10 protein-coding genes are annotated in these 12,592 nt (G+C 69.8%); 2 read left to right on the top strand and 8 right to left on the bottom strand.

Going from position 1 to position 12,592, the window contains the following annotated elements; all coding sequences use genetic code 11:
* Nucleotides 1-64 precede the first annotated feature (64 nt).
* On the top strand, nucleotides 65-541 hold the full coding sequence (locus ACIO5E_RS24435) for a MarR family winged helix-turn-helix transcriptional regulator (protein WP_400671443.1): 477 nt from the start codon (nucleotides 65-67) through the stop codon (nucleotides 539-541).
* A gap of 74 nt (nucleotides 542-615) precedes the next feature.
* On the opposite strand, the gene ACIO5E_RS24430 is transcribed toward ACIO5E_RS24435, so the two are convergent.
* Nucleotides 616-774, bottom strand: a complete 159-nt coding sequence (locus tag ACIO5E_RS24430) for a hypothetical protein (protein WP_400671440.1) — start codon at nucleotides 772-774, stop codon at nucleotides 616-618.
* A 973-nt stretch (nucleotides 775-1,747) separates the two neighbouring features.
* Between ACIO5E_RS24430 and ACIO5E_RS24425 the strand changes: the two genes are divergently transcribed.
* Complete coding sequence (locus tag ACIO5E_RS24425) at nucleotides 1,748-2,677, top strand: phosphorothioated DNA-binding restriction endonuclease (protein WP_400671438.1); 930 nt, start codon at nucleotides 1,748-1,750, stop codon at nucleotides 2,675-2,677.
* A 133-nt stretch (nucleotides 2,678-2,810) separates the two neighbouring features.
* Here ACIO5E_RS24425 and ACIO5E_RS24420 read toward each other — a convergent pair whose 3' ends face one another.
* From ACIO5E_RS24420 to ACIO5E_RS24390, 7 genes are all read right to left on the bottom strand, one after another.
* Nucleotides 2,811-4,265 carry a hypothetical protein gene (locus ACIO5E_RS24420; protein ID WP_400671435.1) on the bottom strand — a complete coding sequence of 485 codons (1,455 nt, stop codon included), beginning with the start codon at nucleotides 4,263-4,265 and terminating at the stop codon, nucleotides 2,811-2,813.
* A gap of 161 nt (nucleotides 4,266-4,426) precedes the next feature.
* Nucleotides 4,427-5,326 (bottom strand): ABC transporter ATP-binding protein, encoded by a 900-nt coding sequence (locus ACIO5E_RS24415; protein WP_400671433.1) that lies wholly within the window; start codon nucleotides 5,324-5,326, stop codon nucleotides 4,427-4,429.
* A 16-nt stretch (nucleotides 5,327-5,342) separates the two neighbouring features.
* Nucleotides 5,343-5,729: a hypothetical protein gene (locus ACIO5E_RS24410; RefSeq protein WP_400671430.1), complete on the bottom strand. Its 387-nt coding sequence runs from the start codon at nucleotides 5,727-5,729 to the stop codon at nucleotides 5,343-5,345.
* Between the two features lie 124 nt (nucleotides 5,730-5,853).
* Nucleotides 5,854-7,035: a sensor histidine kinase gene (locus ACIO5E_RS24405; RefSeq protein WP_400671428.1), complete on the bottom strand. Its 1,182-nt coding sequence runs from the start codon at nucleotides 7,033-7,035 to the stop codon at nucleotides 5,854-5,856.
* 136 nt (nucleotides 7,036-7,171) lie between these two features.
* Nucleotides 7,172-7,354 carry a hypothetical protein gene (locus ACIO5E_RS24400; protein ID WP_400671425.1) on the bottom strand — a complete coding sequence of 61 codons (183 nt, stop codon included), beginning with the start codon at nucleotides 7,352-7,354 and terminating at the stop codon, nucleotides 7,172-7,174.
* Nucleotides 7,355-7,505: 151 nt separating this feature from the next.
* On the bottom strand, nucleotides 7,506-8,186 hold the full coding sequence (locus ACIO5E_RS24395) for a response regulator (protein WP_400671422.1): 681 nt from the start codon (nucleotides 8,184-8,186) through the stop codon (nucleotides 7,506-7,508).
* 481 nt (nucleotides 8,187-8,667) lie between these two features.
* Nucleotides 8,668-12,468, bottom strand: a complete 3,801-nt coding sequence (locus tag ACIO5E_RS24390) for a ricin-type beta-trefoil lectin domain protein (RefSeq protein ID WP_400671419.1) — start codon at nucleotides 12,466-12,468, stop codon at nucleotides 8,668-8,670.
* Between the last annotated feature and the right edge of the window lie 124 nt (nucleotides 12,469-12,592).

Here is a 12,592-nt window from a genome sequence, read left to right as displayed (position 1 = left end):
TGCTCCTGCCGTAAGTAGCTTCTTCCGCACTATATGCCGTGGCATCTAACGTAGACTATATGCCATGGCATCTAAAGTGAGCGGTGAGACGGTCGACCTCCCGAGTTTCTTCGCCGACCTCGTCCGATGCGAGACGCGTCTGTACAACGCCCTCAACGACCGTCTTCGCGAGCGGCACGGGATCGTCACGTCGCAATTCGAGTTCCTGCGCCACCTCCGCGACCACCCCGGGGCCCGGGTGGCGGATCTGGCGGCCGAGTTCGCCGTCGGCATCGGGGCCACCAGCAAGGGCGTCGACCGCCTGGAGCGGCAGGGATGGGTCGCCCGTATGCCGAACCCGTCGGATCGCCGGTCGTCGCTGCTGGAACTGACCGACGACGGCCTGCAGTTGGTCGACGTGGCAGAAGGGACCTTTACCGAGCGGCTGGCCGAGCTGATCGCAGATGCACTCAAGGCGTCCCCCATGACAGCCGCCGCGCAGGCCCTCTCGGAGCTGCGTTCCGTCCTGGAACGCGACCAGATCGGCACGCCCACGGGCTGACGCGCCGGGTTGTCGGCCAGCCGTCGGGTGCGGGCCGCGGTGTTCAGGGCGCTGGAGAGGGTGGCGCCGGCCTGCTAGACGCTGGTGCGTCCCCGGCCGCGGGCCAGTTCGGCGTCGTTCCAGGCGGTGATGTGCCGCTCGCGCAGGTCGGACAGTTTGAGTCGGCCGAAAGCCGGGATGAGGTCGTTGTGTACGTGGTCGCGGTAGCGGGCGTAGGTGGTGGGCTTGAGCACGTCCTACTTGGTCCGTAGCCAGCCGGTCAGATACCTGGCCACCGTCAGGTCGTCCTCGAGATCCGATCCGGTGCGCTCGTACTCGAGAGCGTGCTCCAATGCCTCGTGCGCGGCCCTGCGGGTACGGAAGCCGTTGCGACACCGCTGCCGACGGCGCCCGCTGGCCGAGGAACGTCGAAGGCGTAGGCCCAGGAGCCATGGCGTGTTGAGCGGTTGAGACCCGGGCACCGCGCACCTGACTGCTTTCCGCTGTCGTCGCGGCAGCCGCAGTGCCGGTAGATCCGACCACGGTCAGGATGGGCGGCCATGTGGTGACCTCCCGTCAGGAGAGCCTGACCCCCCCGATGGCTGGCAGCGTTCGGAGAAGGCAGCTGGCGGAGCATGGCGTTTGAGTTGCCATCACCCGCCATCACCCGCCACCGCGCGCTGCCGTGAACAGGGCGCGCCCCTTGGCGGTGCGGCGAGTGAGCGGCGCCAGATCGACTTGCGGCGAGGTCGACCTCCCGGCAGTCACCTGCGAGAAGGTCTCACGTCAGTGCTGCACCGGGATGGGCAAGGGCTCATGGCGGTGCCAGATCAGTGATCGATCTTCGCGGCGAAGCTCCGCGGATCCCCGTTCCAGGCGGACCACGCCGTCAGCCGGCGAGCAGGCGTAGGCGACGAGAACAAGCTTGGTGTCCGGCGAGAGGCGTGCGAGATCCGCATTCCGACATGAGAATCCCCCGATTGATCGTCCTGTGACCAACTTCAGGGTCTGACAGTCCGCTGATCGGCACGGTGGATCAAGGGCGCATTGGGGGATCTCAGGGTGCACGGAGCAGGGAGTGCTACGTGGTGAGGCCGGGGATTGGTCCGTGGATCTTCGCGACCAGTTCGGGACCACACCCCGTGTACGACGCCGACGCCAGGACGATGTCCTGCGTGGAGGTTGAGGCTGCGGTCGTGTCGGTGTCCCCGAATACGCTAGGCGGCCATGGACTGGCCGGAGCGGGTGGCGAAGCTGAGACGGTGGACGAGCAACGACGTTCGGGCGCCGCACAAACCGTTGTTGCTGCTGTACGCGCTGGGCAGCTTCCAGCGCGATGCCGACGGCGAACTGAGGTACAGCATGGTCGAGGAGGAGCTGAAGCGGCTGCTCGAAGAGTACGGGCCGTCCCATCCGACGACCCCTGCGTATCCATTCCATCATCTGGTCAGTGACGGCGTGTGGGAGGTCAGGACCGACCAGGGGCTCGGGAGCCCTGGAAGTGGGGTGCGGGTCCTCCGTTCCAGTGGCGCGACCGGCAGGCTCGCTCCCGAGTTGCGCACGGCTCTGAGAAAGGAGCCGGCGCTCCTGGGGCGTCTGGCGCGGGTGCTCCTGGATTTCCACTTCCCGCCGTCGCTGCACACCGACCTGTGCGAGGCCGTTGGACTCGACCTGGACCTGGTCGAGACCGAGGGGGTGGCCGGAGCCCCGGGCGGAACAGAGCGGGCGGCGCGACGCCAGCGGGACCGGCGGATGCGTGAACTGGTCCTGACCGCCTATGAGTTCCAGTGCGCCTTCTGCGGCTACGACGGGATGTTGGGTGCGAGCACGGTCGGCCTGGAGGCGGCACACGTGCGCTGGTGGTCATACGACGGGCCGGATGAGGTCGACAACGGCCTGTGTCTGTGCTCCTTGCACCACAAGCTCTTCGACAAGGGCGTCCTGGGCCTGGGGGAGGGGCACCGCATACTCGTCTCACAGCGCTTCGTCGGACGCAGCGAGGCCAGCAGGCGGCATGTGCTCGCGTTGGCCGGGCGGCCGGTCATCGGCCCGCAGGCAGGGATTCCATCGGTCGCCGGCCGACACCGGGAGTGGCATGCCGAACAGGTCTTCCGTGGCACGCCCCGAGAGCCCCTGCGCCCGGCTTCCGCCAGCTGAGAGAGGGCTGTCCGATCGCCGACCTATCAGCGTCGACTACCTGCCGCCCGACTCTCCGACTCCAGCCGAGCGATGCGTCGGGCGTGGGCCTCACCCATACCAACCTCCTCCGGCCCGGGCATCGCTGCCCCGGCTATCCCTTGACGTTCCGTCGGGCCGCGCCCACCAAGAACACCACCGCGAGCATCGCTGCGGACAGCACCACAATCAGCAGCGGGCTGGGACCGGTCGGCCGGCCGTCCACCCGTACAGCACCCATGAAGTCGAGGGCCGCCACGTTGTTGACGAGGACGTACCAGAGCGGCAGGTAGATGGCCTGGAAGACCCGGTGGGTGCGGCTCACCACGCCAAGCGCCATGGCCAGCGAGGGGATGAAGAGCAAGCCCCCGAACCAGTGCGCCGTCCCGGCGCCGTCGCCCTCCGCCAGCATTCGCACCAGCGGGGCGACGCCCGTCACCGCAGTGAGCACTAGTCCGGACACCCACTCCGCCAGCAGCCTGCGCCGGGCCGCGGGGTAGGCGCCGAGCAACACCTCGAGGCCGTTCTCGACCTGCTGGCTGCCCAGCCTCGACCAGATCAGCACCGGCCACAGCCAGACGGCGGGGAGCAGCATGCCGGTCACGGTGTCCATCGGCAGCGCGAAGCCGGCGACGGTGAGCGCGCCCGCGACCAGCCACCACCACGAGGAGATGCCCTGCACGAGGATGCGCACCTCGCCGACGAACAGGCGGCCGAGGGCTCCGGCCCGGGTGGGCTCGGTCCGCGGCAGCTCGCCCGGGGCCGTGGACCAGCGGAACGCTGGAGCTTCGACCGGGCCAGTGCCGAGCGGCTCGGTGGCCGAGGGCGCGGCCGTCTCAGTGGCCTCCGCCCGGGCCCGGAACGGGGAGCCGGCCGAGCGCGCCGGGTCGAATCGGCCGAACCACAGCGTTGGCACCAGGGCCACGGCGAGCGCCAGCAGGATCAGTACCAGCCGACCGAGGACGAACCCGCCGGACGGGTCGAAGCCGTCCCACACGAAGGTGCCCAGCGGCTTGGTGACCTTGGTCAGGCCGAGGCTGAATCCTCCGTCTCCGGTCTGCAGGCGCTGGGCCTCCACCGACGCGTTCATCGACCGGGCGACCTGGTGCACACCGAGGCCGCCGAGCGGCGCGGACCCCGACTGGCCGCCGATCGAGATCATCAGGGCCAGGACGAACCAGACGATGTTCCCGAAGCCGGCCCGCAGCGGCGGCACCGTCTCGAAGACGATCGCGGCCGCGGCGGTCAGCGCCATCAGCGGCAGCGAGAGCAGCAGGAACGGTTCGATCAGGGCGACCGGGTTGACCGAGCGGTTCTCTCCGCGGGCCAGCTGCATCAGCAGCGCGGTGACCGCCAGCACGCCGAGCATGGAGGTGAGCACCAGCAGGTTGCTCAGGAACTTGGCGAGCAGGTAGCTGCGGGTGGGAAGCGGGGCGGCGGCCAGGATCTGGCCGACGCGGGTCGTCTCGTCCCGCGCGATGCCGCTGCGCACGACGTAGAAGCCGCCGAAGGTGAGCCAGAGCGCGCTGGCGAGGGCGGTGACCGCGCCGACGTAGGCGCTGTTGTACACCCCTCGGTTTCCTCCCACATCCATGATCACCCACGTACTGTCCGCATTCGGTACCGCCAGGTAGCCGAGACCGACCGCGGCTAGCAGCGTCACCGCGTACGCAGGGCGGCGCACCCGGTCGCGGAAATCGCCGACCGCCAGGCCGGCGAGGACGCGTGCGTTCACCGCCGCACCGCCTGCCCGGTCGGGATCCGCTCGGCGGACCGGTGGATGACGCCCAGGTAGGCGTCCTCGAGGTCGGGCGACACCCTGGTCGCGTCCGGGGACGGCGGGGCGGCGGCGAGCAACCGCAGGCGCACTCCGTTCGCGGTCCGGACCATGCGGCTGACCACGTGGCGGGCCTGCACGGTCGGGACGTCGGCCGGGGCGACCATGACCTCCCAGACCTGCCCGTCGATCTCCCGGAGCAGTTCGTCGGGCGCGCCCCGGCGCAGCAGGCGGCCCTGCGCGACCACGGCGATGTCCGAGGCGACCGACTCGACGTCGGAAACGATGTGGGTCGACAGCATCACCACCCGGTCGGCCGCGAGGTCGCCGAGCAGGTTGCGGAAGCGCACCCGCTCCTCCGGGTCCAGGCCGGCCGTCGGCTCGTCGACGACGATGACCTTGGGATCGGCCAGCAGGGCCTGCGCGATGCCGACCCGGCGCAGCATGCCGCCCGAGTACGTGCCGAGCGGGCGCTTGACGGCCTCGGTCAGGTTCACCAGCTGGATCAGCTCGTCGATCCGGGCCCGGGCCGAGCGTGCGGAGAGCCCCTTGGCCGCCGCCAGATAGGACAGGAACTCCCGCGAGGTCAGGTTGGGGTAGACACCGAAGTCCTGGGGCAGGTAGCCGAGTTCGCGGCGCAGCAGATCCGGCTTGGCCACCACGTCGGACCCCTGGTAGCGCACCTGGCCGCTGGTGGGCTTGGTGACCGTGGACACGATCCGCATCAGCGACGACTTCCCGGCGCCGTTGGGCCCCAGCAGGCCCAGCATGCCCGGGCCCAGGTTCATCGTCATGCTGTCGACGGCACGCTTGCCGCCCTTGTAGACCTTGGTGATATCGATTAGTTGAAGCATCGTCTCTCTCTTAGGGTCAGCCTCGGCCCTTGAGGTCCGTCTCCTTGCCGTCGCGCGTCACGGCGACGCCTCGGGGCACCTCCACCCGGAACTTGGCGTCACAGTTGGCCAGTCCGGTGCACTGTGCCTGGAGTTCGAGGGTTTCGTTCTCCAGCGTCCAGATCTCCTTGGCGTCACCGACCTTGGCGTTGTCGAACCAGCGGGTGACCTTGACGTCCTCGCGGTCGGCCGGGACGAGGTCGGTGGGGATGCCGTGCGCCTTGACGTTCAGGGACTTGCCGCTGAACTCGAAGGTCTTGTCCTCGGGCGTGGCGTCCGAGGCCTTGGCGCAGCCGGTCAACGGGATGAGGGCGGCCATGGCGAGAGCGAGCAGGGCGGGTGTCGCCTTCAGGCGAGAAATCACCGGTTCCTCCGGGAGTCTGGGATCGGGCACGGTAGAGAGCCTCGCCGATCCGCGGCCGCCTGCCATCTGCCGTTCGGCAGATATTGGCGGCGTACGTGGGCAGCCTCCGGGCCATCGGGAACCGTCAGACCCGGCCCGTCCGGTCGGGTCGCAACGGCAGCACCCCGCGGACGCGCCAGCCGCGGTCGTGCGGGCTGGCGGACAGGTCGCCGCCGAGGGCGCCGATCCGCTCGGCCAGGCCGGCCAGACCGGTGCCGCCACCGCCGGGGCGGCGTGCCGTCAGGCCGCCGGGCCCTCCCTGCCGTCCGCTGTCGGTGACGGTGACCCGCAGGGCGGGGCCGGGGACGCGGACCACCTCCACCTCCAGCCGGCCCGCGCTCGGGGCGTGCCGGCGGACGTTGGTCAGCGCCTCCAGGACGACGCGGTAGACCGCGTCCTCGATCTCGCGTGGGGCGGTTCCCGCCAGGTCCGGCTCCAGTTCGAGGGCGCCGCTCGTCGTGCCGGACGCCAGGAAGCGGTCGACCAGCTCCGGAAGGTCGGCGAGGCCGTGGACCTGGGTCGGCGGCGGTTCGGCGGGCGTGGCCGCCTCCGGGTCGCGCAGGGTCTGCAGGGTGTGGTCCATCGAGTCCAGCGCCCGCAGGCCGGCCGCCTCCAGGCGGGTCAGGAGCTCCGTGGTCTGCTGTTCGTCGTAGGCGCTGACCTGGGCGGCCTGGACCTCCAGCAGGATGCCGGTCAGCTCGTGGGCGACGAAGTCGTGGAGATCCCGGCCCACTTCGAGCCGCTGCTCCTGGCGGGCCTGCCGGACGGCATGGGCCCGGTGGTCGTCCTGGGCCCGCAGGTAGAGCCCGACGCCGACGGCGCAGGCCGCCGGGAACATCGCCATGGCGACGGCGACCATCGACGGGGCGAGGACCGCCTGTGGCAGCCGGAGGGTGAAGCGCAGCGGGAGCGCCATCAGCGCGAGCGTCAGCGCGGACCCGACCAGGGCCGCCTGGCGGACCCCGGCGCGCCGGATCACCCGCCCGGCCAACACCAGCAGGGACGCGAACTCGAACGGGAGCCACGGCAGTACCAGCCCCTGCTCGCCGGGATAGACGGCGTCCGTGACGAGCGAGAGCCCCGCGACCAGGCCGGCCGCCAGGACCGGGGAGACCGGGCCCAGCGGCCGGCGCAGGATCGCGGCCGCCATCGCCACGACCGCGGCGACGGCCACGACCCATGCACTCGGTGGGGCGATCGCCGCCGGAGCCGCGACCAGCGCGGTCGCCGCCGCACACACCGTGCGGCGGCGATACGCATCAGGCATCAGTTCGGTCTGCACTGGCAGAGCCTACGCAGAGCGGGGCGACCGTGCGCCACCGAACAGATGACCGACCATCAGACATCTGTCGTTCGGCAGATCTTTTCCGCTCGCCCCGACGGCATACTGGACGAGCGGGCCATCACACAGCCCCACCGAGCGGGGTGGGCGCCGGCGCCGCCACGAACGGTCGCAGCCAGCCGATCCAGCGGCCGGTCAGCACGATCCGCGCCAGCAGGATGCCGGGCGGGCACTCCACCAGGCGGCTGGGCGGGAAGAAGTACACCACCCAGTACTGGTCGATCGACACCCCGAAGAGCGGCATGGGGCGTGGCTGGGGAGGATTCTGAACAGCCGACGGAGCCGGAATCCGCTGTGCAGGGGGGGGTGCCTTTCGCCGTTTCGGTGCTGTGTGTGCACCGGACCGGCCACCCTGATCCACGATGTTTTCGGCACCCGCCGAGCCGAGGAACACCTCACTCGGCCAATCGACCGGTCGCATATCCCATCTCGAAGGTGCGCACGGCAATCCCGACCCTGTTCCTGACGCCCAGCTTGCGCTGGATGTTCGCCACGTGGGTCTTCACCGTGCCCGCCGAGATGAACAGCTCCCCGGCGATGTCGGAATTGGTCTTCCCCTCGGCCACCTTCCCCGCGATCTCCACCTCCCGCCCGGTGAGCGGCTCGACCACGGCCGGGCCGCCCGGCCGCCCGCCGGTGACGTGCTTGAGCAGCCGGACCGTGATGGAGGGACTGATCAGGCTGTCGCCCACCATCGCGGCCCGGACCGCCTCGACCAGCAGGGTCGGGCCCGAGCGTTTGAGCAGGAATCCGGAGGCACCGTGGTGCAGCGCCGGGTACACGTATTCGTCGAGATCGAAGGTGGTGACGACGACCACCTTGATCGGAGGCGTCGCCGAGGGGCCGGCGATCAGGCGGACCACCTCCAGACCGTCCATGCGCGGCATGCGGATGTCCACCAGCGCCACGTCAGGCCGGAGTCGGCGCGCCGCTTCGACCGCGGCGACGCCGTCCGCTGCTTCGCCGACCACCTCCATGTCCGGCTGGTTCTCGAGAATCCGCCGCATTCCGCGGCGGACCATCTCCTGGTCGTCCGCGATCAGTAATCGAATGGTCACGGCCAGGAATTCTGTCATACCGGCGGACCGGAGCGATCTGGTCCGCCGGGTGGGGTCGGGGCCCGGTCAGCCCTGCCGGGCCGCCGGTCCGTCCAGTTGGTGTCGACGTAGGCGACCGCTGCGTCACGGTCGACGTCGGCCAGGACGGTCCGCCGGCCGGCCGGGTGGGCAGCCATCTGAATCGCGGCCTGGCGGTGCTGGGGATCAAGGGGTCGCAGGTTCAAATCCCGTCGTCCCGACATTAGTCGGAAAGGCCGTTGGCCGGGAGAGATCCCAGGCGAGCGGTCTTTTCGGGTTCCATTGCCAGCACTGGGGTGTCGGTGGTGCAGTCGCTGGGATGGTTTGCCTGGGGGCCACATGAGGACCAGAGGCCATCGCCTCACTGGTGCGGTCCCATGGTCGTGTACGAGGGCTCGTAGGACGCTGGGGTGGCGGGGGTCGGGCCCGGGCGTCGTGCCCGGGCCCGACCGTTATGAACCTCCGCGGGTTCGGTGCCGCATCAGGGGGTGCGTTCCGGGTTGAGGGTCCACTGCTGGTTGTCCTGCACGCCGGGGCAGTTCCAGATGCCCAGGCGGGTGCCCTGGTCCGTCGCCCAGGCGGGCAGCTCCAGGCACCGGCCTCCCGGGTTCCCGGTGTCGACGGTTGCGGTCAGGTAGATGCGGCCGTCGGGTCGCACGCTCCACTTCTGGCCGGTGGCGCCCGTGCATGTCGAGAGGACGACGCGGGTTCCGTTGTCGAGGACGTTGTCCTTGGCGGCGAGGCAGTAGCTGCCGGCGCGGATCGTGCCGTCGGTGGCGAAGTTGAAGCGCTGGTTGACCGAGCTCCAGCAGCCGTAGATGGCAACTTCGGCGCCGTTGCGGGGGCCGTTGACGGCGTCCATGCACTGCCAGCTCACGCTGTTGGGGTGAACGGAGACGCTGGCGTCGGCGTAGCCGAGGGACTGCCAGGCGTCGAACCCGTCGACCTTGTTCTTCGTGCCCGTGCTGCTCCTGCCCGGGAAGGCGGTGATGGCGTTGCTGTTGTTGATGGCCCAGAGGTCCGGGTAGCCGTCGTTGTTGAGGTCCGCTGCGCCGACGCGCGGCTGGGCCGCGACGGTCCAGTCGGCTCCGGTCAGGATGGGGCTCCCGCCGCCCGGCTTGGTGAGGGCCGTGTAGTCGACGGTCGGGACGCCGTACTCGTCCTTCTTCCAGGTGATCGGGTAGGCGTAGATGTTGCCGTTGGTGCGGTGTCGGGCCCAGATGGTGGCCTGGTAGGTGGTGTCGGTCGTGCCGGGAACCATGGTGGCGCCGTTGGCTGCTCCGGGGTTCAGGATCTCGTAGTCGGCCCAGGAGTTGCCGTCGACGGTGGGGATCAGTTTGGCGGTGTCGTCGACATCGTCGGCGAGGCCCGGGGTGAAGAGGTAGAGGCTGGTTCCGGACGCGGTGGTCTCGACCGACAGGATGGACGTGCGGGTCATCATGACGGTCTTCGAGGCGTCAACCGGGTCCTTCCCCACCGCCTGGCCCTCGGGGGTGCCGATGGCCACAGTCTGGGTGGCGTTGGACCAGTTTCCGTTGGCCTGCCAGCCCGGGCACGCGGCATGGGTGTCGATGGTCTCGCACGTGGTCGGCCGGGTGACGACGCCGGGGGTGATGGTGTCGTAGCGTCCGGTGCCGTCGTTGGTGACGACGTAGAGGTACTTCTTGAGCTCCTGGTTCGTGGTGTTGTGGGCGATGAGCTGGTCGACGGCCTGGCCGTCGCGCAGGGTGCCGTGGTGGCTGATCTGGTAGTCGGACCAGGTGACGCCGTACTCGCGGTTGCGGGGTGCGGCGGTGGCCGGTGCGGCGAGGGACGTGGACGGGTCGGTGGTGCCGCCGATGATCCGCAGGTCACCGTTCTTGTCGGAGGTGACGATGTCGGGCTTCTGGTCGTTGTCCACGTCGCCGAAGAGAGGCTGGGTGCCGGGCTTCCACGGGACGTAGAAGTTGTAGACGGCCGGCTGGCTGTAGTTGCCGGCGTTGTCCATGGCCCAGGCGTAGAGCGTGTTGGTGCCCCACTGGCGGGGCTGGAAGGTGTACGGCTGGCCGGGGGAGGACGTTCCGCTCTGGCCGCATCGCCAGCCGACGACCGGTGTCGGGTCGGTGCTCACCCGCACGCAGGCCACGCCGGAGGCCTGGAGGCCGGGGCCCGGTGCGGGGTCCTCGGCGTTGATGGAGAAGGTGCCCGGGTCGTTCATGTACTTGGCCGGGCTGGGGTTGGGGGTGCCCGAGGACGGGAAGTCGGTCGAGCTGATACTGACGCGCGGGTTGGTCTTGTCGACGCGGAAGTAGCACCATGCGCTGTTGGGCGAGGTCAGGATCTCGTCGGTCGCCCGGGCGAGCCACCCGTACTGGTGTCCGTCGGACAGTGACCCGACGCTCACCGTCGGGCCGGGGTCGTTGTAGGTGCCTCCCCAAGAGCCCGGTACCGCGCTGAAGTTCGGATCGTTGTCGTCCCACATGTGGTAGCCGGTGTAGAGGTTCTGACCGGCGGGGGACCAGCTGTTGACGGTGAGGTAGATGTTCTGGTTGTTGCCGACCCAGCCGGGGTTGTCCCACGGGTGGGCGCCTCCGCTGGTGCACTCGGCGGTGCTGCCGCTGGCCGCGAAGCCCGGCGCGGGGCTGGTGCGCGGGTACCAGACGGTGGGAGTGATGTCGTAGGTGGTGGTGATGCTGGGGTTGTTGGCGATGTTGTGGCGGTAGCTCTTATCCCACTCGTTGCTCTGTGGGGCGATGCCGACGGTCCACCAGGGCCAGTGTTCGGCCGCCGCCTGCTTCATCGTGCTGGTGACGTCGATGGCGAGCGGACCGGTGCCGGTGAGCCATTGGCCGTTGACCGTCGGGCAGTTCTCCATGGCGACGTTGCCGTCGGTGCCACAGGGTTGGTCGTTCCAGCTGGTGTGTTCGTGGATGGGCTTGGGCGCGGAGTACACGATGAAGGGTGTGTTGGTCCCGGGGCTGGAGGCGCTGGTGACCTGGGCGTTGAGCGTCGAGCTGGAGATCGTCGGGGGGCTCTCGGCGCCGTTCGGCACGGTGTAGAGGGCGGGGTTGATGTCGAACTGGAAGTAGGCGCGCTGGCGGCCCTCGGAGCCGCAGTCCAGGTTCGGGTCACTGCTGTGGTAACCGCAGTATCCGGTGGCCAGGTTGGACTTCTTGTTGAAGTTCTCGGCCGTCTTGTGGTTCTCCTGGACTTCTACCGATCCCTGCACCGAGCTGGTGGCGGCGATCAGCGACGGATCCAGGTACCACGGTCCGCTGCCTTCGCCGAGCGCATTCTGGTCCGGAGTCAGTTCGATGGCGGAAGCGGTGACCTTGGTGGTCATGGCCGCGACGTTCGCACCGTCGCCGGGCTCTTCGGTGCTCGACGGGATGCCGGGCGTGCCTTCCGTGGGCGGGGCGGACGGGGCCACCGCGGGGGCGGCGGCGAGGACGGTGCGGGCTGCCGCCCGTGAGGACCGCTGGGCGGAAGCACCCGTCTCGGTGGCCGGCTTGCTGGAGTCCCACTGGAGTGGCGCCGGCGCGCGGAACCGTGCGGTGCCGCTCTCGTCGGCGACGGTGATGGCACCGTTCGCGTCGGAGGCCACGGTGAGTCCGTGCGCGGTGAGCGGGAAGGTCAGGGATTTCAGGGCTGCGCTCTCCGCAGCCGCGCGGGTGCGGACGACGAGTACGTCGCGCCAACCGCCCTGAGGCAGTGAGGTCAGCTGGAGGTCGACATCCGGAAGGACGTCGCGATAGGTGGCGTTCGCCCCGTCCAGGACGGGCTTGGGCAGCGGGAACGGGGCGCTGACGGCCAGGCTCTTGCCGTCGTCGGTAGCCACGGTGGCCATCGGTCCGGTGCCTCCCCCCGAGAACGTCAGCTTGGTGCTGGCGACCGCGGGGCTGAGCGTCCCATCGCTGTTCGGCCGCAGGGTGGGGTCCAGGTCGGCCCATGCGCCGCCTTGTTTGGTCCGCACCGCCTGGGCGTTGTCGGTGCTGGTCAGAGTGCCGTCAGGGTTGGCTGTCGTCCTGGACGTCCCAGTGGTGAGGGCATCGATGACGACCGGTTTGCCCGTGCTCTTCGCCTGGGCTCGAGCGTTCAGGACGGCCCGTTGTTCGGGCGTGCGAGCAGGGTCCGGCGTCAGGGGGGCGAGGGGCCCGATTCCGCCCGACGGGCCGTGCGGCGTCGGGTCGGCCGCACTGGCGGCGGGAGCGCCGAGTGACGCCAGGCCGAGGGCGGTGGTGAGGGCGAAGGTCGCGAGTCGCGTGGGCACGTGCCAGCGCCGCTGGGCACGTGTGCCGCTCATTCGCCGTGACGAGGTGTTGTTCATGTGGGTGGTGCTGTTCCTTCGGGATACCCGCCCGCGGGTACGAGAGCGGTGTTCGGGACGGAACGATGCGCCGTGACCTGCAAAAACGTCAAACCATCCG

Origin of the sequence: Kitasatospora sp. NPDC087314 (assembly GCF_044744365.1) — a bacterium.
In the GTDB taxonomy this organism is placed as follows: domain Bacteria; phylum Actinomycetota; class Actinomycetes; order Streptomycetales; family Streptomycetaceae; genus Kitasatospora.
The sequence above is the reverse complement of the archived record's forward strand: the minus strand, read 5'-3'. Positions and strand labels throughout refer to the sequence as shown.